Annotated in this window: 20 protein-coding genes and 1 tRNA gene; 6 read left to right on the plus strand and 15 right to left on the minus strand. The window is 77.4% G+C overall.

The features are described from left to right. Positions 1–100 precede the first annotated feature (100 nt). Together yczR and msrA are read left to right on the plus strand one after the other, a co-directional pair. Positions 101–1642, plus strand: a complete 1542-nt coding sequence (gene yczR / locus WDV86_RS11850; protein ID WP_339567844.1) for a MocR-like transcription factor YczR — start codon at positions 101–103, stop codon at positions 1640–1642. Positions 1643–1880: 238 nt separating this feature from the next. Beyond that, on the plus strand, positions 1881–2540 hold the full coding sequence (gene msrA, locus WDV86_RS11855; RefSeq protein ID WP_445263058.1) for a peptide-methionine (S)-S-oxide reductase MsrA: 660 nt from the start codon (positions 1881–1883) through the stop codon (positions 2538–2540). An 85-nt stretch (positions 2541–2625) separates the two neighbouring features. On the opposite strand, the gene WDV86_RS11860 is transcribed toward msrA, so the two are convergent. The 3 genes from WDV86_RS11860 to WDV86_RS11870 all read right to left on the minus strand — a co-directional run bounded on the left by WDV86_RS11860 (position 2626) and on the right by WDV86_RS11870 (position 4740). Next, positions 2626–2841: a hypothetical protein gene (locus tag WDV86_RS11860; RefSeq protein WP_339567846.1), complete on the minus strand. Its 216-nt coding sequence runs from the start codon at positions 2839–2841 to the stop codon at positions 2626–2628. 48 nt (positions 2842–2889) lie between these two features. Then, positions 2890–3210 (minus strand): hypothetical protein, encoded by a 321-nt coding sequence (locus WDV86_RS11865; RefSeq protein ID WP_339567847.1) that lies wholly within the window; start codon positions 3208–3210, stop codon positions 2890–2892. 129 nt (positions 3211–3339) lie between these two features. Continuing rightward, positions 3340–4740 (minus strand): cystathionine beta-synthase, encoded by a 1401-nt coding sequence (locus WDV86_RS11870; protein WP_339567848.1) that lies wholly within the window; start codon positions 4738–4740, stop codon positions 3340–3342. Between the two features lie 290 nt (positions 4741–5030). Between WDV86_RS11870 and WDV86_RS11875 the strand changes: the two genes are divergently transcribed. Then, on the plus strand, positions 5031–6044 hold the full coding sequence (locus WDV86_RS11875) for an SGNH/GDSL hydrolase family protein (protein ID WP_339567849.1): 1014 nt from the start codon (positions 5031–5033) through the stop codon (positions 6042–6044). Positions 6045–6060: 16 nt separating this feature from the next. Here WDV86_RS11875 and WDV86_RS11880 read toward each other — a convergent pair whose 3' ends face one another. From WDV86_RS11880 to WDV86_RS11890, 3 genes are all read right to left on the minus strand, one after another. After that, positions 6061–6453, minus strand: coding sequence for a hypothetical protein (locus WDV86_RS11880; RefSeq protein WP_339567850.1), 393 nt, complete (start codon positions 6451–6453; stop codon positions 6061–6063). Positions 6454–6463: 10 nt separating this feature from the next. Then, positions 6464–7309, minus strand: coding sequence for a Bax inhibitor-1/YccA family protein (locus WDV86_RS11885; protein ID WP_339567851.1), 846 nt, complete (start codon positions 7307–7309; stop codon positions 6464–6466). Positions 7310–7473: 164 nt separating this feature from the next. After that, a tRNA-Leu gene (locus WDV86_RS11890) sits at positions 7474–7547 on the minus strand. A gap of 161 nt (positions 7548–7708) precedes the next feature. Here WDV86_RS11890 and WDV86_RS11895 point away from each other — a divergent pair. Further along, positions 7709–9325 carry a hypothetical protein gene (locus tag WDV86_RS11895; protein WP_339567852.1) on the plus strand — a complete coding sequence of 539 codons (1617 nt, stop codon included), beginning with the start codon at positions 7709–7711 and terminating at the stop codon, positions 9323–9325. 27 nt (positions 9326–9352) lie between these two features. Here WDV86_RS11895 and WDV86_RS11900 read toward each other — a convergent pair whose 3' ends face one another. From WDV86_RS11900 to WDV86_RS11915, 4 genes are read right to left on the minus strand one after another with little or no spacing between them, the layout of a single operon-like run. Further along, entirely contained in the window at positions 9353–10186 is an 834-nt protein-coding gene (locus WDV86_RS11900) for an amidohydrolase family protein (RefSeq protein ID WP_339567853.1), read from the minus strand. Then, entirely contained in the window at positions 10183–11469 is a 1287-nt protein-coding gene (locus tag WDV86_RS11905) for a glycosyltransferase (protein ID WP_339567854.1), read from the minus strand. Before WDV86_RS11905 ends, WDV86_RS11900 begins: the two co-directional genes overlap by 4 nt. Then, positions 11466–13334, minus strand: coding sequence for an ABC transporter ATP-binding protein (locus tag WDV86_RS11910; RefSeq protein WP_339567855.1), 1869 nt, complete (start codon positions 13332–13334; stop codon positions 11466–11468). Before WDV86_RS11910 ends, WDV86_RS11905 begins: the two co-directional genes overlap by 4 nt. Continuing rightward, positions 13331–14455 carry a glycosyltransferase family 2 protein gene (locus WDV86_RS11915; protein WP_339567856.1) on the minus strand — a complete coding sequence of 375 codons (1125 nt, stop codon included), beginning with the start codon at positions 14453–14455 and terminating at the stop codon, positions 13331–13333. Before WDV86_RS11915 ends, WDV86_RS11910 begins: the two co-directional genes overlap by 4 nt. Positions 14456–14604: 149 nt before the next feature. Between WDV86_RS11915 and WDV86_RS11920 the strand changes: the two genes are divergently transcribed. Next, positions 14605–15900 carry a nucleotide sugar dehydrogenase gene (locus WDV86_RS11920; RefSeq protein ID WP_339567857.1) on the plus strand — a complete coding sequence of 432 codons (1296 nt, stop codon included), beginning with the start codon at positions 14605–14607 and terminating at the stop codon, positions 15898–15900. Further along, on the plus strand, positions 15897–16994 hold the full coding sequence (gene wecB, locus WDV86_RS11925; RefSeq protein ID WP_339567858.1) for a non-hydrolyzing UDP-N-acetylglucosamine 2-epimerase: 1098 nt from the start codon (positions 15897–15899) through the stop codon (positions 16992–16994). Before WDV86_RS11920 ends, wecB begins: the two co-directional genes overlap by 4 nt. Before the next feature lie 127 nt (positions 16995–17121). On the opposite strand, the gene WDV86_RS11930 is transcribed toward wecB, so the two are convergent. The 5 genes from WDV86_RS11930 to WDV86_RS11950 all read right to left on the minus strand — a co-directional run bounded on the left by WDV86_RS11930 (position 17122) and on the right by WDV86_RS11950 (position 22105). Further along, positions 17122–17982 (minus strand): glycosyltransferase, encoded by an 861-nt coding sequence (locus tag WDV86_RS11930; RefSeq protein ID WP_339567859.1) that lies wholly within the window; start codon positions 17980–17982, stop codon positions 17122–17124. Beyond that, a complete protein-coding gene (locus tag WDV86_RS11935) occupies positions 17979–18770 on the minus strand; it encodes a sulfotransferase family protein (protein ID WP_339567860.1) in 792 nt (263 codons plus the stop codon). Before WDV86_RS11935 ends, WDV86_RS11930 begins: the two co-directional genes overlap by 4 nt. 76 nt (positions 18771–18846) lie before the next feature. Next, positions 18847–19692, minus strand: a complete 846-nt coding sequence (locus WDV86_RS11940) for an amidohydrolase family protein (RefSeq protein ID WP_339567861.1) — start codon at positions 19690–19692, stop codon at positions 18847–18849. Next, the gene (locus tag WDV86_RS11945) at positions 19689–21098 is read right to left on the minus strand and encodes a glycosyltransferase (RefSeq protein ID WP_339567862.1); all 1410 of its coding nucleotides are present in this window, start codon (positions 21096–21098) and stop codon (positions 19689–19691) included. Before WDV86_RS11945 ends, WDV86_RS11940 begins: the two co-directional genes overlap by 4 nt. After that, the gene (locus WDV86_RS11950) at positions 21095–22105 is read right to left on the minus strand and encodes a polysaccharide deacetylase family protein (RefSeq protein WP_339567863.1); all 1011 of its coding nucleotides are present in this window, start codon (positions 22103–22105) and stop codon (positions 21095–21097) included. Before WDV86_RS11950 ends, WDV86_RS11945 begins: the two co-directional genes overlap by 4 nt. Between the last annotated feature and the right edge of the window lie 92 nt (positions 22106–22197).

Consider the following 22197-nt stretch of genomic DNA (forward strand, 5'->3'; position numbering starts at 1 on the left):
CGACCGGGCCTTCGGGGCACCAGCGCCGGCGGGCGCGCAGGTGCATGGATTGGCCCGCTGACACCGCGCCATTGGCCTGCTCTCGTGGCATCCTGGCTCCATGGCCTCCTCGTCGCCCAGCGCCCGCCGGTCCGCACCGTCGCGAGGCGGGAGGACGACCTCCGTCGAGGCGTCGACGCCGGCGCAGCGCTCGGCGCAGGAGGTCGCCGACCTCGTGGGCAGGACGTCGCTGCACCCGCCGGTCGCCGCGACGCTCGCCCAGGGCCTGCGGGCGCTCGTCGCCGACGGGCGCCTCCCGGTCGGCGGCCGGCTGCCCGCCGAGCGCGAGCTCGCCGTCGCCCTCGGCGTCAGCCGCGTCACCGTGACGTCCGCCTACCGGCGGCTGCGCGAGAGCGGCTGGGCCCGCTCCCGGACCGGCTCGGGCACCTGGACGACGCTGCCGGACCGCAGCGGCGTCGTCGCCGCCTTCGTGCCCGGCAGCCCGCGCGACGGCACGGTCGACCTCACCTACGCCTCGCCCGCCGGCCCGCCCGAGGTCGCGGACGCCTACGCCGCCGCGCTGGAGGCGCTGCCCCAGCTGCTGCCCGGCCACGGCTACGCGGCCGGCGGTCTCGCCGACCTGCGGGCCCGCGTCGCCGAGCGGATGACGGCCCGCGGGCTCCCGACGACGCCCGAGCAGGTGCTGGTCACCACGGGCGCCAGCGCCGCGGTCTCCGGGGCGATCGAGACGGTCGTCCGGCGGGGCGAGCGCGTGCTCGTGGAGCACCCGACGTGGCCCAACGCCGTCGACAAGCTCCGGGGGCACGGCGCGCGCGTCGTCCCGGTGCCGCGCGACCCTGCGGCGCCGTGGGGCGACGGCGGCTTCGTCCGCGCGCTGGACCGGGCGGCCCGCGAGACCTCACCCGCCATGGCCTACCTCGTGCCCGACTTCGCCAACCCCACCGGGGCGGTGCTGACCCCCGACGAGCGCTCCCGGGTCGTCGCCAGCCTGCACCAGCGCGGCGTGCTCGCCCTCGCCGACGAGACCCTCGCCGACCTCGCGCTCGACGCCGGCGACCCCACCGGCCGCCCGCCGCTGGCCTCCGTCGGCCCGGCCGGCGCCGTCCTGACCGCCGGGTCGCTCAGCAAATCGGTGTGGGCGGGCCTGCGCGTCGGGTGGCTGCGCGCCGAGCCGGCCCTGCTGGCCAAGGTGGCCGCAGCCGCCAGCCGCCAGCACGGGTCGCTGCCCGTCGTCGACCAGCTCGCCGCGTGCGTGCTGCTCGACGGGCTCGACGCCGGCCTGCCGGCCCGCCTCGGGCGGCTCCGGGAGCAGCGCGACGCGCTGGTCGACGCCGTCCGCGCGCGCCTGCCGACGTGGGAGGTGCCGCGCCCGCCCGGCGGCCTGTCGCTGTGGTGCCGGCTGCCGCGCGGGACGTCGTCGTCGGCCGTCACCGAGGCGGCCGAGCGGCACGGCCTGTTCCTCGCGAGCGGCTCACGCTTCGGCGTCAGCCACGAGTTCGACGAGCACCTCCGGCTGCCGTTCACCCAGCCCGTGCCGGTGCTGCTGGACGCCGTCGACCGGCTCGTGCGGGCCGCCGCGGACGCCGACAGCGCGTGGGGCGCCCCGACGACGTCGTCGCGGACCGGGGCGGTGCTCGGCTGATCCAGCGGCGCCCTCCCCAGCGGAGCGGAGGGCCACGAAGACCGCCCGTGAGGCACTCGAGGGCGGAGAGGGGCCACGAGGTCCGGGCAGGGGGCACGACGGCGTCGGGGAACGCCTCGGCGGGACGCGCGGTTGTGCCAGGAGACCGGCGCCGACCGTCCGTGCGGCGCCGCCGGAGCACACCCCTCGACCCGCTGGAGGAGCCGTGGCCCTGTTCGGGACCCGCATGAGGACGACGATGGTGACGCGCGAGGACGCGCTGCCCGGGCGTGAGCACCGCCCGTACCACGTGCCGGCGAACCACGCCGTGCTCGGCACGCCGCTCGAGGGGCCGTGGCCCGAGGGCACGCAGCGCCTCTACGTCGCGATGGGGTGCTTCTGGGGCGCCGAGCGGCTGTTCTGGGGCATGGACGGCGTCGTCACGACGGCCGTCGGCTACATGGGCGGGTACACGCCCCACCCGACGTACGAGGAGACCTGCACCGCGCGGACGGGGCACACCGAGACCGTGATGGTGGCCTACGACCCCCGGCGCACGAGCGCCGAGGCGCTGCTCAAGGCCTTCTGGGAGGAGCACGACCCGACCCAGGGCAACCGCCAGGGCAACGACGTCGGCACGGAGTACCGCTCGGCCGTCTACTGGACGACGCCGGAGCAGGAGGAGGCCGTGCGCGGCACCCGCGACGCCTTCGCCGCCGAGCTGGAGCGCTTCCGCCTCGGCCCCATCACGACCGAGGCGCGGTCGGCGCGGGACGCCGGACCCTTCTACTACGCCGAGGACTACCACCAGCAGTACCTGCACAAGGTCCCCGGCGGCTACTGCGGGCTCGCCGGCACCGGCGTCAGCTGCCCCGCCGGCGTGCTGCCGGCCGACGGGCCGGTCGACGCCGGCCGCTGACAGATCTCCGCGCACGCGAGAGCCGCGCACGACGAAGCCCCGGTGACCTCGGTCACCGGGGCTTCGTCGTGCTCTGGGCGGCCCGTCACTCCTCGGCGTTCGGCACCGCGTCCCGGTCGAAGCTCGTGGGCGCGTGGTCGCCGCCGCCGGCGTCCTGGCGCAGCGTCTCCGCCTCGCGCTCCGTGCGGTGGTCGAGGGCCTCCTCGTCGAGGTCGGGGCTCTTGCCGTGCTCCTGCCGGTCCTTGACCGTGGGGACCTGGGGCTGGATCGGGTCGGGCGTGTCACCGGAGGGGATGCTCATGGCCTCGACGCTACGTCGGCCGGGCGGTCGCGGCCCGGTGACGCGTGCTCAGAGGAGGACCTCGGTCTCCCACTCGTCCACGAGGCTGACGAGCTCGTCCCACCGGGCCAGCACCGGGAGGTAGGCCTGCCACCACGCCTCGAAGCGCGGTCCGGACATCGCCGCGTCACGAGCCGCCCGGCTCGGCCACCGCTGCACGGCGATGATCGTCCGGTCGTCCGCCGCCTCGAGGCCGAGCTCGACGTCGTCGCTCAGGTCGCGGTAGTGAGGCACGACGGCCTCCTCGACGACCCGTCGCACGTGCGCGAGCGTGACGCCGTCCGCCAGCCGCCAGCGCTTGAAGGTCGTGAGTCGTCGCGGCTCGGCCACGCGGGCACGGTAGTCAGCGCGCGTCGAGACCTCACCTCTTCCTCGACATGAGGTCACACGTCGCGGGAGACCGGCGCGACGAGGTCGCACGCCGCGGGGAGGGGGCGGGGCGCGCACCCGCCCTCGACGTCAGCCGGCGGCGAGGGCGAGCAGGTCGGCGCGGGTGACGACGCCGGCCGGGGAGCCGTCGTCGACGACCAGGAGCGCGTCGGCCTTCTGGAGCGCCGTGCGCGCGGCCCCCGCGCTCTCGCTGCCCCCGATGCGCGGCATCGGCGCCGACATGTGCCGGCTCACCGGGTCGGTCAGCTGCGCCGCCCCGGAGAAGACGGCGTCCAGCAGGTCGCGCTCGCTGACGGCGCCGACGACCTCGCCGATGACGACGGGCGGCTCCGAGGTGACCACCGGCATCTGCGAGACGCCGTACTCGTGGAGGATCTCCACGGCGTCGCGCACCGTCTCGTTCGGGTGGGTGTGGACGAGCGCCGGCAGCCCGCCGTCCTTGCGCCGCAGCACGTCGCGCACCGTCGTCGTGGCCTCGCCGGCCTCGGCCGCCTGCGTGCCTGCGGTCGCGAAGCCGTAGCTGGCCATCCACCGGTCGTCGAAGATCTTCGCGAGGTAGCCGCGGCCGGAGTCCGGCAGCAGCACGACGACGACGTCGCCGGGCCCGAGCTCGCGCGCCACCTCCAGCGCCCCGACGACGGCCATGCCGCACGAGCCGCCGACGAGCAGGCCCTCCTCGCGGGCCAGCCGCCGCGTCATCGCGAAGGCCTCGGCGTCGGAGACGGCGACGATGCGGTCGGGCACCGACGGGTCGTAGGCCGACGGCCACATGTCCTCGCCCACGCCCTCGACGAGGTAGGGACGGCCGGACCCGCCGGAGTACACCGACCCGACGGGGTCGACGCCGACCACGCGCACCGGTCCGCCGTCGCGCCCCGCCGAGACCTCCTTGAGGTAGCGCCCGGTCCCCGTGATGGTGCCGCCCGTGCCGACGCCCGCGACGAAGTGCGTGAGCCTCCCGTCGGTGTCGGCCCACACCTCCGGGCCGGTCGTCTCGTAGTGGCTCAGCGGCCCGTTGGGGTTGGAGTACTGGTCGGGCTTCCAGCCGCCGGGCAGCTCGCGGGCCAGCCGGTCGCTGACGGAGTAGTAGGACTCGGGGTGCTCGGGCGGCACCGCCGTGGGGCACACGACGACCTGGGCGCCGTAGGCCCGCAGCACCGCCCGCTTCTCCTCCCCGACCTTGTCGGGGCACACGAAGACGCACGAGTAGCCGCGCTGCTGGGCGACGAGCGCGAGCCCCACGCCGGTGTTGCCGGACGTCGGCTCGACGATGACCCCGCCCGGCTGCAGGGCCCCCGAGGCCTCGGCGGCGTCGACCATGCGCACGGCGATGCGGTCCTTCACCGACCCGCCGGGGTTGAGGTACTCGACCTTGGCGAGCACCGTCGCCTCGATCCCCTCCGTGACCGCGGAGAGCCGGACGAGCGGCGTGCCGCCCACGAGGTCGACGACGGACTCGGCGTAGCGCACCGGCGCATCCTCCCACCTCGGACCGGGACCGGCCGACCGGCGCAGCACGGCCTCGTCCCGGCACCGACCGCCCTGACCTGCGACGACGTAGGGCGAGGGGCCCTTCTGCAGGTCGCCCGCCCGGGGCGACGGACGCGCGCGCGCCCTCGGCGGGGCAGGCGACGGCCAGGTGACGCCAGGACGGGCGCCCGTCCCTCTAGCCTCGGCGGCGACGGAGCCGTGCTGCGACGCCCCGGAGGGGGGCGCGCCGGCAGCATCGGGACCAGGAGGCGGACGGGAGGAGGCGGTCGATGTCGAGGGCGCGCAGGGCACGACGGGTGGCCGCGGCCGCGGCGTACGGCGGCGGCGGGCTGACCGCGCTGACGGCCGTCGGCGTCGGGGTCCTCGCCGTCGAGGCCAAGCTGGCCCGCCGGGTCGTGGGCCGCCAGTTCGGCCCCGCCGGGCCGGAGGCCGACGCCGTCTACGGGGCCGGCCCCGGGACGCCGCTCGACCTCGGCGTCGTCGGTGACTCCAGCGCCGACGGCCTCGGGGCCGACACCGCCGAGCAGACGCCCGGCGCCATCGTCGCCGTCGGCCTCGCCGCCCTCGCCGGGCGACCCGTGCGCCTGGTCAACCGGGCCGTCGTCGGCGCCGACTCCCGTGACCTCGACCGCCAGGTCGACGACCTGCTCGCCGAGATGCCCTCCCCCGACGCCGTCCTCGTCATGGTCGGCGCGAACGACGTCGTCAAGCGGCTGCGCCCGCCCGAGGCGGTGCGTGCGCTCGGCGCGGCGATCTCGCGGCTGCGGGAGGCCGGCGCGGAGGTGGTGGTCGGCACCTGCCCCGACCTCGGCATCGTCGAGCCGGTGGCCCAGCCGCTGCGCTCGCTGGCGCGGCGCTGGTCCCGCGAGCTCGCCGCGGCCCAGACCATCGCCGTCGTCGAGGCCGGCGGGCGGTCGGTCTCCCTGGGGGACCTGCTGAGCGTCGAGTTCCGCAACGCCCCCGAGCTCTTCAGCGCCGACCGCTTCCACCCGTCGCCGGCCGGGTACGCGCGGGCCGCCGCCGTCCTGCTGCCGGCCGTCGCGACGTCGCTGGGGCTGTGGCCCGTGCAGGAGGACTCCGGTCGCAGCGAGCGCGTCGTGCCCGTCGCCCAGGCGGCCGTCGCCGCCGCCCAGGAAGCCGGCACCGAGGTCGAGGGGGCCCGTCGCGACGGCGCGGACCGGGGTCCGCTCGGGCAGTGGGCCCGTCTGCGTCGGCGCGCCGGTGCTGTGGCGGCGCCGCGGGCGCGGGGCCAGAGCACCCCGTCCTCGCCGAGCGCCACGTGACCCGGGGCAGCCCGCCCTAGAGAGCCCGGCGCAGGCGGGTGAGGTGCTGGTGCAGCCGCCCCGTCGCGGCGACGTCCCCCCCGGCCCGGGCGGCGGCGAGGACGTCGCCGGCCAGGACGGCGAGCTGGTCGCCGAGGGCGTGCGAGGCCAGCTCGGGGACGTCGCGCCGCGAGCGCCCCTCGAGGTGCGCGGCCTCGTCGGCCAGCTGCTGCAGGAGCGGACGGACGACGTCGACCGGCCTGGCGGGCTCGGCGGAGACGACCTCGGCCCCGACAGGCCTCGGGCCCGGGCGCGCGAGGCGGCCGGGCCCGAGGGCGGCGAGACGGTCGAGGACCCGGTGCAGCTCGCGCACCGCGCCCTCCTCGGCGGGGCCTGCTGCTCCTGCCCTCCCGCCGGGGGTGCTGCTCACGCGGGGGCGGTCACTCGCCGCCACGCAGGATGGCGAGCAGGCGCAGCATCTCGATGTAGAGCCACACGACGGTCGTCACGAGGCCGAAGGCGGCCCGCCAGGCGTACTCCTGCGGGAGGCCGTTCTTGACGCCCTGCTCGATGTAGTCGAAGTCGAGGATGAGGAACAGCGAGGCCAGCGAGACACCGATGAGGCCGAAGAGCCAGCCGAACGGCGAGGTCCAGACGCTGGCACCGGTGAAGAGGCTGATGCCGAGGTTGACGAGGACGAAGACGAAGTAGCCCATGCCCGCGATGAGGAGTCGCTTCGTGAACTTCTCCGTCGCCCGGATCAGCCGGGTCTTGTAGGCGACGAGCATGGCGGCGAAGGCGCCGAGGGTGCCCATGATCGCCGCCGGGACGATGCCGTCCCACACCGACTCGAAGGCCTGGCTGAGGGCACCGAGCACGGCGCCCATGAGCAAGGAGTAGGCGACCATGACGCCTGGGCGGACCTTCTTGCTGAGCGACGCCCACATCCCGAGCCCGGCGCCCACGAGCATGAGCGGGAGGAGGAGCCCGAGGCCGAGGCCGGGAGGCGTCAGCACCCACGTGGCGGTCGCCGACGCCACGAGGATGCCGAAGAGCACGCCCGTGCGGACGACGACGTCGTCGTAGGTCATCCGCCCGGTCTGGGGGCCACCCGCCGAGGGCTGGGAGTACATCTCCTGCAGCTGCTCGGGCGTCATGTCCTGCGTCTGCTGCGAGCCGCCGCGCGTCGGCGCCTGGCCGCGGCGGCGGTCGGTGTCGTCGAACGTCGCGTAGCCACCCTGCGTGAACGCCTTGTCGTTCCGGAAGGCGGGGTTGCTGCTCTGCATGGGACTCCTGTCGGGAAGAGCGTCGGCGAGGAAGGGCCGGCGGCCCTGGGCCAGTGTGGCCGATCGAGGGCGCCGCCGCCCTCGGGTGGTCCAACGTCGCACCCACCTGCCACGTTCCACGGCCCCGCTCGTCCCGCCGGCGCCCGTCGTCCTGATGGCGCTCGTGCCCCCGGCGGGGTTCGAACCCGCACTGCAGCGCTTTTAAGGCGCCCGCCTCTGCCGGTTGGGCTACGGGGGCGGCGACCGGCTTCGGACACCGGCCGGCCGGTCCCACGGAGGCTATCCGCGGATGCTCACCGGCCCCACCGCGAGGAGGGGGTCGGCGGCTACCGTGACGGCGGCCGACGCCTCCCGCCGGGCGCGGCCGGCGGCCCCAGCCCCCGTCCCGAGCGAGGTCCCATGAGCGCGGCCCGCGCCGACCACGTCGGCACGAGCGAGACCCGCGGGCGACCCCGCGCGGTGCAGGCGCTCGACGACGGCCCGGGCGCGGACCGGCTGTGGGCGGCCATGCCCTACGTCGCCACCGTCGGCGGCTGGCTCGCCCTCCTGCCCTTCAAGCGCTGGTTCGTGAGCCCCGACGGCGTCGTCTACGCGGCCCTCGCCGACCGCTTCGCCGCCGGAGACCTCGCTGGCGCCGTGACGACGTACTGGAGCCCGCTCTACCCCGCGCTGGCGGCGCCGCTCGTGGCGCTCGGCGTCGAGACGACGATGGCGCTGCGGCTGGTGCTCCTGGCCACCGCCCTGCTCGCGCTGCCGCTGCTGCGCAGCCTGTCCCTGCGCTGCGGCGCGACCCGGCGCGGCGCCGACGTCGGCACGCTGCTGGCGGTGCCCCTGCTCGTCACCGCCGCCTGGTTCGCCATCTACCCCGAGCTGCTGCTGTGCGTGCTCGCGCTCGGGCTCGTCTGGGCCCTGACGGCTCCCGTGCCCGCCGGTGGCCGGGGTACCGGCACGGCGGTCCTCGCCGGGGTCCTGGGCGGACTGGCCTACCTGGCCAAGGCGATCGGGCTGCCCTTCGCGGTGGCGGTCGTCGTCCTCGTGGGCCTCGCGCGGCTCGTGCGCCCGGACCGCCCTCGACGTGAGGTGCTGCGGAGGGCGGCGATCTCGCTCGCCCTCGTGGCCGTCGTCGCCGGGCCGTGGGTGGCGGCCGTCAGCGCCGAGGCGGGCGAGCCGACCATCTCCTCGGCCGGCTCCTACAACGCCCGGTGGGCCGCCGACGGCTCCCTCGGGACGCCGCTGACCTACGACGGGCTCTACGCCCCGGCCGGCCCCGACGCCGTGACGCCGTGGGAGGACCCGGCGGCGCTGCCCGACCTGCGCAGCGAGGAGCGCGGCGACGGCGCCGTGACCGGTGACGAGCGCCTCGACAACGTCGTCGAGCAGCTCGGGACGACGCTGTGGGTGGCGGTCGTCCGGTGGTGGGCCGTCGTGCCGGTCGCGCTGCTCGGGCTGGCCCTCGCGCTGCGACGGGGCGGCACGGCGGCCGCCACCGCCCTCGGCCTCGTCGGTGCGGCCGCCGTGCTCGTCGGCGGGCTGAGCCTCCTCGTCGTCATCGAGCGCTACCTGTGGACGCCGATGCTCGCCTCGATCCCCCTGGCCGCTGCCGGCCTCGCGGCGCTCGGGGGCCGGCGGGCACGGCCAACCACCGTCGTGGGCGTCGTCCTCACCGGCCTCGTCTTCGTCTCCCTGATCCCGGCCTTCGGGCTGCGCTTCGGCAAGAACCAGGTCGAGTGGCGGACCGCGGAGCAGCTGGAGGCCACCGCCCCCCTGACCGGTCCGGTCGCCGGCGCCCAGGACTGGCAGGCGACCCAGATGCTCGCCTACCTCTCCGGCGTGCCCTACGTCGGCACGACCGGCACCGACGCAGACGCCGAGGACGTCGCCGCGGCGATGCGCGCGGTCGGTGCGCGCCACCTCGTCGTCTGGGGCGACGACGGCCCGCCCGGGCTGCCACCCTCGGAGGCGCCCGTCGCCGTCTACGACCTCACGCCCGAGGGCTTCGTCGTCCACGGGCCCTGAGAAGTCCGGCCCCGGCCGGCGACCCGCTCACAGCGCGCCGGCGAGCACCCGCGCGGGGTTGACGGCGCCGACGCGCTCCAGCAGGCCGTCGTCCCGGACGGACTCGGCGACGTGCTGCCAGGCGACCGCGGGGTGGGTGAGCGGGGCGTCGGAGCCGAAGACGACCTGGTCGGGCGCCGCACGCACCGCCCGGGCCACGAGCACCGACGACCAGACCCCGGAGGTGTCGAGCACGACGCCCGGGCGACGACGCACGAGGGCGAGGGCGTCGGCGAGCAGCGGCTCGGCCAGGGGGAAGACGCCGAGGTGCGCCAGCACGACGGGGCACCGCCCCAGCAGCGGCAGCAGCCGCCGCTCGACCCAGGCCGGCGGCACGTGCTCGCCGCCGTGGACCACGACGGGCAGCCGCAGCTCGCGCAGCACCGCGAAGGTCTCGGCGTCCGGGAGCCCGTCGAGGTGCGGAAGGAGCTTGACCCCGGCGTAGGCGGGCAGGCCGTCCGGGGCGCCAGGCGCCCCCGGCAGGTCGGGCGGGACGCCGAGCAGCCCGCGCCGGGCCGCGCGGCGCAGCTGCCACGGGCGTGGCGTCCGGCAGAAGGCTGGCCGCCGCCCGCCCAGGCGCGCGAAGGGCAGCACCGTGCCGCCCGAGCCGCGGCCCGCGGCGAGCACCTCGGCGTTGGCGCCCGCGTAGCCCCCCACCTGGTACGGCGGGAAGGCGCACGAGGCGGTGACGCCCGCGACCGCGGCGACGTCGGCCAGCTCGGCGGCGGCGAGGTCGGGGTAGTAGACCTCTCCGGAGTCGCTGGGCCCCAGGTGGACGTGGACGTCGACGAGGCCGTCGGGGACGTCGGCGGGAGGACTCACCGGCGGCCCGCCGCAGCGCCCGAGGGTGCCGTGCCTGCCCGGCGCGCGGCCGCCGTCTCGCGCGCCCGCCGGTAGACCTCCGGGTAGCGGTGCACCTCCCGCGACCACGCCCGGTCCCCCAGGTCGGGCGCCTGCGGCGGCGTCCAGGGCGCCCGGGCGAAGCGCAGCACGGCGTCGGCCAGCGGCTGCGGGCTGGCCTCGACGAGCTCGACCCCGGCGCGCCCGGCGAGCAGCTCGCGCATCGCCGGCAGGTCGCTCACGAGCAGCGGCAGGCCGGTGGCGAGCGCCTCCAGCGGCTTGAGCGGCGTCGTGTCGGCGGCGACGGCGGCGGCCTTGCGGGGCACGACGAAGAGGTCGAGGTCGGCGTACCACTGCGGCATGGCGCCGATGGGCACGAAGCCGGGCAGGTCGACGAGGTCCTGCAGGCCCCGGTCGGCGACGAGCGCCCGCACCCGCTCCAGGTCTCGGCCCGCCCCGGCGACGGTGACCTCCAGCCGCCGGCCCTGGCGCGCCAGCTCGTCGCGGGCCAGCGCGGCCGCGCCGACGAGGGCGTCGACGTTCTCGATGGCCTCGAAGGTCGTGGCGTAGCCGACGCGCAGCACCGACGGGTCGTGGCCCGAGCGGTCCTGCGGGGTGAAGCGGGCCGTGTCGACGGCGTTGCGGACGACCGACAGCCGCTCCTCCGGGACGCCGGCGGCGCGCAGCCGCCGCGCGAGGCCGTCGGCGATGGTCACGACGTGGTCGGCCGAGCGGGCGAGCTCGGCCTCCAGGGCGTTCTGCCGGCGCCCGCGGGCGAGGTAGTAGGGGTTGCGCGCGTCCAGGTCGTAGTCGCCGTTGAAGCAGCGCAGCTCGTAGACGAACGGCAGCCCGCGCGCCCGCGCGGCGGCCCTGGCGGCGCGGGCGGCGTACGCCGGGTGGTGGGCGTGGACGACGTCGGGCTGCACGGCGTCGACGACGTCGAGCAGCCCGCGGGCGGCGGCCCGCTCCTGCAGCGGGGCCAGGCCGAGCGCCGGCCGCTGGGCGCGCTGCAGCGCGCCCGGGACGACCCGCTCGGCCACCCGGCCGAGCCGGCCGGCGCGCGGCACGACCTGGTGCTGCCCGGGGCCCCACCCGTCCACGACGAGCGCCGGGTCGGACGCGCGGGCGAAGACGGGGTAGGCCGAGGCGGCGACGGAGGTCTCGTAGCCGAGCTCGCGGCGCTGGGCCACGACGAGGCTGCGGCTGCGGACGGTGTACCCGTCGACGTGCGGCCAGCCGTAGTTGACGACGTGCAGGACCTTCACGAGGGCTCCTCGGGGGGTCGCGGGCGGGCCTGGTCCTGCGAGACGCCGGAGACGTCGGCGCCGGGGCCCGCGGGGCGGGCGAGGACGGTGAGGCTGCCGGGCGCCGCCGGGTCGGGGCCCAGCGTCACCTGCTGGGCGGCGGTGTCGGTCCAGGGGCAGCGGCGGTGGGAGACGACGAGGCAGACCCGCCGGGAGCACCACGACAGCAGGCCCGCCTGCACCCGCTCCTCGGTGGCCATGTCGAGGGCGCTGGTCGCCTCGTCGAGGACGAGGACGTCGGGGTCGCGCCACACGGCCCGCACGAGCTGGACGAGCTGGCCCTGCCCCGAGGACAGGCCGGTGCCGTGCGGGCCGACCACGACGTCGTCGACGTCGAAGGGCAGCGCCCCGGCGGTGATGTGGGCGACCGCGCGGCGCAGCACGTCGTCGTCGACCTCCGCGTCGTCGTCGAGCAGGAGGTTGTCGCGCAGCGAGCCCTCCACGAGCACCGGCCGCGCGCCGACGTAGAGGACGCGGCCGGCCGGCAGCTCCGCCGGGGTCAGCGGCTCGCCGTCGACGTCGTGGGAGACGGTGCCGGCGCGCGCCGGCAGCAGGCCGGTGAGGAGCATCGCGAGGGTCGACTTGCCCGCGCCGGTCGCGGCGGTGAGCGCCGTCGTGCGGCCGCGCTCGAGGTCGAGGTCGACGTCGGCGAGCAGCTGGCCCGAGGCCCAGCCGAAGGCCAGGCCCCGCGCCCGCACCGCCTCGACCCGGGCGCTGCCGAGCTCGCGGGGCGGCGCGGGCGGCGCGTCGGCGTCCCAGTAGGCCGCGATGCGCCGCCCGGAGGTCGCGGTCTCGGCGGCGCGCGAGGAGGTCTCGCCGAGGCGGGTGACGGCCAGCAGCAGCTGGCCCACGACGAAGACGACGGCGACGAGCCCCCCGACCCCGAGGTCGCCGCCCGCGACGAGCACCGCCCCGGCGCCGACGACGGCGACGAAGGACAGGGAGTTCAGCCCGAGGAGCAGCGCCTGGACGAGGGCCGTGAGGCGGCCCTGGCGGACGGCGACGTCGGCGTACTCCTCGTGCGCGGCCATCATCTGGCGCACCGGCAGGTCGCCCAGCCCGAACTGGCGGGCCAGGACGACGCGCTCGACCTCGACGACGTCGCGCGCGCGGCCGGACAGCCTGGCCAGGGCGACGAAGCGGTCCCCCGTCAGGCGCAGGTGGCGGCGGGTGCCCTGCACGAGCGCCGCGCCGCACGCCAGGCCCAGCCCGAGCAGCAGCAGGAGCAGCGGCGGGGACAGCCACGCGACGACCGCGAGCGCCGAGACCGCCCAGAAGAGCAGGACCGTCAGCTGGTTCGCCGTCGTGAGGAGGAAGCGGTAGGCAGCGTCGACGTCGGTCATGAGGACCTCGCGCAGGCCGGCCATGGGCACGGCCGAGAGGTCCTCGACGCCGGCGGTGTGCAGGGTCCCGGCCAGCCGGCGCACGGCGCGCGTGCGCGAGGCCATCGCGAGGTCCTCGGTGAGCACCAGGCGCGCCCGCACCGCGGCGAAGGCACCGAGCGCGGCGAGGACCGCGACGACCAGCGCCCCGGTGTCTAGGGCGCCGGCGCCGCCGGTGGTCCCACCCGTCGCGGCGTCGAGCAGCGAGCGCCCGGCGAGCGCGACGACGACGGTGGCCCCGACCTCGAGCAGGCTCAGGCCCACCAGCACGGCGGCCGAGCGGCGCGGGCGTGGCACCTCGGCCGCCAGCAGCCGCGCGGCGGCGAGGACGTCGGCCAGGCGCGGCTTCTCCCGCAGCAACGAGTCACGGTCGATGCCGCGGCGCGCCCGGGAGCGGTGCGCCGCGGCGGCTCCCCCGGCCGGCGCCTGCTGCTCGACGCTCACGGCTGCCTCCCCCGGTCGGCCAGGCCGGCAGGACCGGCGGGGTCGACGTCGGCGGGGGCGTGCAGGTCGTCGACGAGGTCGTCGAGGTCCCGCCGCAGCCGGGGTTCGGGCGCCGCGCGCAGACCGGCGCGCTCGGCCCCCACCCTGACCGCGGCCAGGGCGAGGCCGAGGGCGCTGGCCCCGTAGGCGGCGACCCGCCACGGCGCCGTCCGCGCCGCGAAGACCGGCCCGCGCAGGCGCGCGAAGCCGGCCAGCAGCGGGGCGTCGAGGGCGACGACGGCGCCAAGGCCCGTCGCCGAGAGCGCGAGGAGCGGCCGCCGGCGGCCGCGCGTGGCGGCGGCGGCCAGCACGGCCAGAAGGCTCAGCGGCACGAGGGCGACCTGCACCCGGTGGCGCGGGGAGACGTCGAGCTCGCCCGGCAGGCTGCCCGTGCGCAGGATGAGCTCGCTCCACGGCAGCGCGCGCGCGAGGACGTCGGTGCGCAGCAGGCCGCGCGCCGTCCACCGCTTGAGGTGGGTGGCGCGCAGGTGCGGCAGCAGGTGGATCGTGCGGCCGGCCGCGACGAGCCGGCCGCCGAGCTCGACGTCCTCGACCTCCGGGCGCTCGTAGCGCTCGTCGAAGCCGCCGACGGCGGCGAGGTCGGCCCGGCGCACCGCCCCGCAGCCGGCCCAGAAGGTGCTGGCCACGCGCTCGCGGTCGTGCATGAGGTGGTTCAGCAGGTTCTTGTACTGCGAGAGGAAGCCCGGCTCGGCGGGCGTGTCGTCGTAGGCGCCGAAGACCGCCGCGACGTGGGGGTTCTGCTCCAGGTGGGAGGCAACGACGCCGACCGCGTCGGGGGCGGGCTCGACGTCGGCGTCGACGAGGAGCACGACGTCCTCCCGCAGGCGCCGCACCCCCTCGTTGCGGGCCCGGCCCGGGCCTCCGCGCTCGGGCAGCGCGAGGACCTGCGCCCCATGCCGCACCGCCCGCTCCCGGTCGCCCGGGTCGGCGCCCGCGTCGGTGCCGTCGAGGACGACGAGCACCCGGTCCGGCGCCGGGTCGAGCCGGTCGACCGCCGTGAGGCAGCGCTCGAAGGCAGGGCCGCCCGAGCGCACCGGGACGACGACCGCGACGGAGGGCATGGGCAGGCAGGCTAGGGGGAGGCACCGACGGCGCGCCTGGTCCGGGTCGACCGCCGGTCCGCCGCCGGCCTGCCGCCCGGTGCGACCCGGGGCTTCCCCCTACGGTGGGCGCGCGTCAGAGGGCGCCGTGGACCGAGGGGGAACTGACCGTGCCTGAGCCGACGCCGTCGTCACCCACCAGGGCCGCCGCCGAGGGGCGGGTGGTGGTGGTGGGCCTGGGCTACGTGGGCCTGCCCGTCGTCGCGGCCGCCGTGGGGGCGGGCATGAGCGTCGCCGGCCTCGACGCCTCCCCCGAGCGGGTGGCGGTGCTGCAGGAGGGCCGCTCGCCGGTCGACGACCTCTCCGACGACGACGTGGCCGGGCTGCTGGCCGCGGGCTTCACGCCCACCGGGGACCCCGACGTGCTCGCCGGCGCCGCCGTCGTCGTCATCTGCGTGCCCACGCCGCTGGGCGACGACGGCTCGCCCGACCTCACGGCGGTGGAGCAGGCCGCCGAGACCGTGGCGGCGCGGCTGGGGCCGGGGACGCTCGTCGTCCTGGAGTCCACGACCTACCCCGGCACCACCGAGGAGCTGCTGCAGCCGGTCCTCGAGCGGGGAGGGCTGGTGGCGGGAACGGACTTCCACCTCGCCTACTCCCCCGAGCGGATCGACCCGGGCAACCGCCGGTACGGCCTCGCGAACACGCCCAAGGTCCTCGGCGGCCTGACGCCGGCGTGCGCCGACGCCGCCGAGGCCTTCTACGGGGCGTTCTGCGAGCAGGTCGTGCGGGTCGCCAGCACGCGGGTGGCCGAGCTGACGAAGCTGCTCGAGAACACCTACCGCACCGTCAACATCGCCCTCGTCAACGAGATGGCCGTCTTCTGCCACGACCTCGGTGTGGACCTGTGGGAGGCCATCGACGCGGCGGCGACCAAGCCGTTCGGCTTCGCGCCGTTCCGGCCCGGCCCCGGGGTCGGCGGGCACTGCATCCCCATCGACCCCGACTACCTCTCCTACGCCGTGCGGCGCCTCGGGTACCCCTTCCGCTTCGTCGAGCTGGCGCAGGAGGTCAACGCGCGGATGCCCGCCTACGTCGTCGCCCGCGCCGGCGCCATGCTCAACGACGTCAGCCGCTCGGTCCGCGGGGCGCGGGTGCTGCTCGTCGGCGTCACCTACAAGGCCGACGTCGCCGACGAGCGCCAGTCGCCGTCGGTGCCCGTGGCCCGCCGCCTGCTGGAGCTCGGCGCCCTCGTCTCCTACGCCGACCCCTTCGTGCCCTCCTGGCGCGTGGACGGCCACGACGTCGCCCGCGTGGACGACCCGGTGGCCGCAGCGCCGGAGCAGGACCTCGTCGTGCTGCTGCAGCCGCACTCGGCCTTCGACGTGGACGCCGTCGCGGCCGGCTCGTCGCTCTTCCTCGACACCCGTGGCGTCGCCGCCGGCGACTCGGTGGAGCGGCTGTGAGGCCGGTCGTCCACGTCGTCGGCGCGCGGCCCAACTTCGTCAAGGCGGCGCCCGTGCTGGCGGCGCTGCGCGACCTCGGGGTCGAGCAGCGCCTCGTGCACACGGGCCAGCACTACGACGCCGCGATGTCCGACGTCTTCTTCGCCGACCTGCAGCTGCCGGCGCCGGAGGTCTCGCTCGGGGTCGGCTCGGGCACCCACGCCCGCCAGACGGCGGCGCTCATGACCGGGCTCGAGGACGCCTTCGCGGACCTGGACCCGGCGCTCATCGTCGGGTACGGGGACGTGAACTCCACGCTCGCGGCAGCTCTCGTGACGTCGAAGACGGGCGTGCCGCTGGCGCACGTCGAGGCGGGCCTGCGCTCCTTCGACCCGACCATGCCCGAGGAGGTCAACCGGCGGGTCGTCGACGCGCTCTCCGACGTCCTGCTCGCCACCAGCCCCGAGGCGCTGGCGCACCTGGCCGACGAGGGGCTGCCCGCGAGCCGGATGCACCTCGTCGGCAACACGATGATCGACAGCCTGCTGCTGGCCCGCGAGCGGCTCGACCCGGCCGGGGCGCTGCAGCGGCTGGGCCTGGACGCCGCGCTGCTGGAGACGGGCTACGCCGTCGCGACCCTGCACCGGCCCGCCAACGTCGACGACCCGGCGACGGCGGCACGGCTCGTGCGCGGGCTCGCCGAGGTGGCGGCGGACGTGCCGGTGGTCTTCCCGCTGCACCCGCGCGGCGGGCGGACCCTGCGCGCGGGCGGGGTCGAGGACGTGCCGGGGCTGACGGTGACGGCGCCCCTGGGGTACGGCGACTTCCTCTCCCTGGTCAGCGCCGCCCGCCTCGTCGTCACGGACTCCGGGGGGCTGCAGGAGGAGACGACCGTGCTCGGCGTCCCGTGCCTGACGCTGCGGCCCAACACCGAGCGCCCCATCACCATCACCTCGGGGACCAACCGCCTCGTCGACGTGCAGACCCTCGCCGCTGCGGCGCGGGAGGCCCTGGCCGCGCCCCCGCGCCCACCCGAGCTGCCGCCGCTGTGGGACGGGCGCGCCGGGCCGCGCGCCGCCGCGGTGATCGCACGCTTCCTCGCCGACCACGCCTGACACGGCCCCGGAGGCGGGCACAGCCGCTCGGCCCCGAGCGCCCCCTCCCCGGCACGTCGACGACGAAGTGCACTCTCAGCCGACCTCCCTGCGGCACCTCGACGTCGAGGTGCCGGGGTGGCAGGCGTCAGCGGGCGCGCCAGCGGCCGGCGGCGGTCGCGACCTGGGACAGCCCGACGAGGGCCAGGACCGGCACCGCCCTCGGCAGGGGCTGCTCGCGCAGCGGGCGCGTGAGCAGGCGCCAGAAGAAGTCCGGTGGCTCGTGCCCGGCGTCGAGCAGCCCGGCGGCGGCGCGACGGCGGTGGACCGCGGGAGCGGCGGCGCCGTAGCCCCGGTGCTGGCGCCAGAAGCCGCGCAACGTCAGCGCGTGCGCGTGCTCGACGACGGCGCCGGGCTCGTGCACGAGCGTGCCACCGGCCGCCCGCCAGGCGTCGCAGAAGGCGCGGTCCTCCCCCGCCGCCCGCGGGAAGGACTCGTCGAAGCCCCCGGTGGCGGCGAAGGAGTGCGTGCGGACGGCGAGGTTGCACGTCGGGAAGAAGGTCGGCGCCCGGCCCGGCGCCGGCTCGACGAGCGTGCTGACGAGCGACTGGGTCGCCTCGGCGTAGAGGTTCTCGCGCAGGGCGTTGACCGTCCGACCGCCCACCAGCACGTCGTCCGCGTGCAGGTGCGGCTCCAGCGCCGTCAACCACCCCGGGGTGGGCGCGCAGTCGTCGTCGGTGAGCGCCAGCAGCTCTCCCTCGGCACGCGCCGCCCCGGCGTTGCGCGCGGCAGCCGGCCCGGCGTTGGGCTGGCGGTGCACCCGGACGCGGTGCGGCGTCGGCACGCGCGCGACGACGTCGGCCGCCGGGCGCCGGCCGCCGTCGTCGACGACGAGCACCTCGAGCCCCCCGGCGGGGACCTGCAGCCGGGAGAGCGCGCCGAGCAGCCGCGCGAGCTCCTCGGGCCGGTCGTAGGACGGGACGACGACGCTCCAGCGCGGCCCGCTCACGGCTCCCACCCCTCGCTGGCCAGCACGTCGTCGAGCTCGGGCAGCGCGGCACGGACCTGCGCCATCCGTCCGGCGTGCTCGGGCCGGCGCCAGCCCCCAACCGAGGACGCGTCGAGCGGGCGGACGCCGCCGAGGGCCCCCTGCGTCATCCGGTCGAGCCGACCGTGCTGGACGACGGCGTGCCACTGCGCGAAGGGGTGCTGAACGGACCAGCCGACGGCGTCCGCGAGCCGCCGCTCGACCGCGGCCGGGTCGGTGACGAGCTCCTCGTACCGCACCCGGACGACGTCGTCGGCCTCGCCGAGCCGGCCGAGCAGGTCGTGGACGCGCCGCCACCGCTGCGGCGAGCAGTAGTAGCCCCGTGACGGCGGGTAGCCGGAGTGGCGGGAGACGAGCACGTCGCGGGGGTCGCGCTCGGTGACGACGACCTGCAGGCGCCCCGGGTGCCGCGCGTACCAGGCGCGCAGGGCCGCGACCTCCTCGACGTCGGCGGGGCGCTTGGTGAGCAGGTACGGGCGACGCCGTGGCGCGTGCTCGGCGGCCCACCGGCCCTCGACCTCGCCGGTGAAGCTGTCGACGCCGTCGACGCAGGCGTCGACCATGAGCTGCAGCAGCGTCGAGCCCGACCGCGGGTACCCGCACACGACGACGTGCCGCTGCAGCCTCTCGCCGACGAGGCCGGCGTCGACGGCCCGCCGCAGGACCGCCCGCCCGGTGCGCCGCAGCAGCCCCGGCGGGTCCGGCGCCGCCTGGTCCGGCGCCACCTCCTGCGGCGTCGGCTCGCTCACCGCCGCCGCCTCCCGCAGCACCTCGTCGTCGACGTGCCGGGGAGCGGGTGGCGCGAGCGGTCCAGGCGGAGGGGCGTCACAGGCCGAGCACCTCCTGGGCGGCGCCGCGGGCGACGGAGTCGAGCAGGGCGTCGTCGGGGACCGCCGCGGCGACGTGCTGCCACGCGACCCGCGGGCTCATGAGCGGGGCGTCGGAGCCGAAGAGCACGCGCCCCGGCGCCTCGCGGACGGCGACGGCGACGAGCTCGGCCAGCCACGACGCGCTCGTGTCGAGCCACACCCGCCCCTCCCGCGCCAGGGCCACGGCGTCGGCGAGGGCGGGCGCCGACGCCGGGAAGCACCCCAGGTGGGCCAGGACGACGCGGCAGCCGGTCAGCCTCGGCAGCAGCTGCCGGGCGATCCACGCCGGCCGGCACGTCACCCCGGCGTGCACGACGACGGGCAGCCGGCGGGCGCGCACGTCGGCGAGGAGCTCCTCGTCGGGGACGCCGTCGACGTGCGGGGCCAGCTTCACGCCGGCGTAGCCCTCGAGGGAGTCGACGTCAGGCGGTCGCGAGCCGACCCGCGAGCGCAACGAGCGTCGCACCGACCACACCGCCGGGACGAGGGCCGGCACCCTCCCCCCGAGGCGTGCCGCGGCGAGCAGGCGCCCGTCCGAGGCGGCCGCCGCCTCCCGCAGCCGGGAGTTGGCGACGGCGTACCCGGTGCGGTACGGCGGGAAGGCGAGCGCGCGGTCGACGCCGGCCTCGTCGAGCAGGGCCAGCGCACCGGCCGGGTCGGTCGGCGGGGGCGTGCCCGGGTCGCGTCGCAGCGACGAGGCGCCCGGCGCGAGGTCGGCCGCCACGTGCAGGTGCACGTCGACGGTCCCGGCGGGCGGGGCGAGCGCCCGCGGGTCGCGCCGCAGCAGGCGCGGGCTGCTCACGAGAGCCTGTCCGCGGGCGAGGCCGCCGCACCGGGGACCACGCCGTCCGTGCCACCCACGCCACCCGAGCCGGCCGGCAGGACGCGCTCGTAGACGCCCGTGGTGATCGCGGCGGTCGCCTCCCACGTCGCGGCGGCCAGGGCCCACCCGCGCGCCGCGGCGCCGAGCCGCCCGCGGAGGCCGGCGTCGCCCGCCACGGCCTCCAGCGCGGCGACGAGCCTGCCGACGTCGCCCGCGGGGGCGAGCAGGCCCCGCGGCACCTCCCGGGCCCCGCCCGCGGGTCCCTGCTCGGCGTCCCCGGCGGGAGCACCCAGCAGCTCGGGGATGTCCCCGACGGGGCTCGCGACGACGGGCAGACCGGCCGCGAGCGCCTCCAGCAGCTTGAGCGGCGCGGCGTACCGGGTCACCGAGACGTCCCGGCGCGGCACCGCGAAGACGTCCATCGCCCGCAGGTGGGCGGCGACGGCGTCGGGCGGCACGAGGCCGGTGAAGGTGACGGGCGCACCGGTGCGGGCGGCCAGCTCGCGCAGCGGCGTCTCCTCGGGGCCGCCCCCCACGAGCAGCAGGTGCACCCGCGGCCTGCTCGTCGGGGGGCCGGCCGCGAGCCGCCCGACGGCCTGGACGAGCAGGTCGAGGCCCTCGTACCGCAACATCTTGGCCGTCGAGCCGACGACGACGGCGTCGTCGGCCAGCCCGAGCCGGCGACGCACGCCGAGCGCCTCCTCCGCCTGCGGACCGGACGGCGGGCGCGGCGAGAAGCGCCGCACGTCCACGCCGTTCGGCGCCGTCGTCAGCCTGCCGGCGAGGTCGGGGTCCGCGCGCAGCAGGAGCCCGGCGAGGCTGGAGCTGGCCGACACGACGGCGTCGGCGCGGGCGAGGTGACGCTCGAAGAGCCGCCGGGCGGCGCGCTCGGGCCCCTCGGTGAGCCGTGGCGGCACGCGCTGGAGCGTCTGGGCGACCGCTGCTCCGGCGAGGTCGAAGCGCACCTCGGCGACGAAGGGCACGCCAGCCGCTCGCGCCGCGCCCGCGCACGCGGCGCCGATCGTCGAGGAGAAGTGCCCGTGGACGACCTGGGCGCCGAGCTCGGCGACCGCGGTCTCGGTGGCCCGGCGCAGCGCGCGGCCGTCGATCGCCCACTGCCGCAGGCGCCGTCGTCGCCGCTCGGAGGAGCTGACGGGGGCCTGGCGCACCCGGGCGACGCCGCCCACGGGCGCCAGCCCCGCCGGGTGCAGCAGCGGCCGGTCGTCGTAGACCCGCTGGCGGCTGCTCACGAGCACCGACGGCGCGACGAGGCCGTCGCACTGCTGCGCGCCCACGACCTCCCAGCCCCGGCTGGTGTACCCCGAGACGACCGGGGGCCAGCTCTCGACGACGTGGAGGACCCCTGTCGGGCGCCGCGGGCTCACGCGGCGGCCCGCTGCAGCGGCCGGTAGGCGCGCTCGACGTCGTCGAGCGTCGTGAGCTCCCAGCCGGCGGCCACGGCGTGGGCGAGCATCGCGGAGACCGCCGCGGTCGTCTCCTCGTCGCGCACGAGGTCGTGCGGGTCGAGGTAGACGACGGCCAGGCCGTCAGGCTCGGCGCGCTCGAGCATGCTGCGCCACAGGGCCTGCCACTCCGGCAGCGGGTGCATGCCCGCGCCGCTGCCCGGTACCGCCCCGGCGCGGATGCCGTGCCAGGAGCAGAAGGGGCTCCAGCGGTGGGCCGGGCACGCGGTCAGCGGGATCTGCAGCAGGCCGTCGGGGTCGCCGTCGCCGGTCGGCAAGAGGTGCGAGAACGCCTCCCCTGCCGTCGTCCTCGTCGGGGCGAGGTAGGGCTCGCCACCGCTCGGCGTGCGCGTCGCGAGCGCGCTGGAGACGTAGCGGATCTCGGGGAACCGTCGCAGCACGCCGGTGAGGCGGTGGGCGTCCTTGAAGTGCGGGGTGCGGAACCCGCGGGGGCGCAGGCCGAGCCGCCGCTCGAGCAGGTCCTGGGTGTCTCCCACCTGCGCGGCCATCTCCTCGGCGCTCAGGTGCCAGAACTCCCGGTCCGGGTCGAGCACGGGGTTGTCCGGGTGGGTCATCGAGTGGTTGGCGATCTCGTGCCCGGCGGCCAGCGCCTGCTCGTACGGGCCGGGGCAGGCGTCGACGAGCGCGCCGACGGCGAAGACGGTCATGCGGGCGTCGTGGCGGCGCAGCAGCTCGACGAGCGCCGGCAGCGCGTCGGTGTCCGCCTGGTAGTCGAGGTCGACCGTGAAGGCCAGCCGTCGGACGTCGTCCGGGCGCCGCGCCGGCCGTGCCGGCAGGGTGCCCCACAGGCTCCGGCGGCACAGCTCGCGGGTGAGCGCTCCGCGGGCCGCACGGTCGGCGAGGCGCAGCGCGGTGGCCGCGGGCGGGCGCGTGCGGGCGCTCGTCGAGGAGCGGGATCGGGACGGCACGCCAGCACGGTAGGCGCCCGGGCCGACGACGGGGTCCCCGACAGGCCCGGAGGACGGCACCCAGAGGTGAGCCCAGAGATGGGCCCAGGGGG

Source organism: Pseudokineococcus sp. 1T1Z-3, from assembly GCF_037482365.1.
Taxonomy (GTDB): Bacteria; Actinomycetota; Actinomycetes; order Actinomycetales; family Quadrisphaeraceae; genus Pseudokineococcus.

Excerpts from the sequence above, each read along its gene's own strand:
- yczR (WP_339567844.1), top strand. The coding sequence starts at position 101 with ATGGCCTCCTCGTCGCCCAGCGCCCGCCGGTCCGCACCGTCGCGAGGC.
- msrA (WP_445263058.1), top strand. The coding sequence starts at position 1,881 with ATGGTGACGCGCGAGGACGCGCTGCCCGGGCGTGAGCACCGCCCGTAC.
- WDV86_RS11860 (WP_339567846.1), bottom strand. The coding sequence starts at position 2,841 with ATGAGCATCCCCTCCGGTGACACGCCCGACCCGATCCAGCCCCAGGTC.
- WDV86_RS11875 (WP_339567849.1), top strand. The coding sequence starts at position 5,031 with ATGTCGAGGGCGCGCAGGGCACGACGGGTGGCCGCGGCCGCGGCGTAC.
- WDV86_RS11885 (WP_339567851.1), bottom strand. The coding sequence starts at position 7,309 with ATGCAGAGCAGCAACCCCGCCTTCCGGAACGACAAGGCGTTCACGCAG.
- WDV86_RS11895 (WP_339567852.1), top strand. The coding sequence starts at position 7,709 with ATGAGCGCGGCCCGCGCCGACCACGTCGGCACGAGCGAGACCCGCGGG.
- WDV86_RS11915 (WP_339567856.1), bottom strand. The coding sequence starts at position 14,455 with ATGCCCTCCGTCGCGGTCGTCGTCCCGGTGCGCTCGGGCGGCCCTGCC.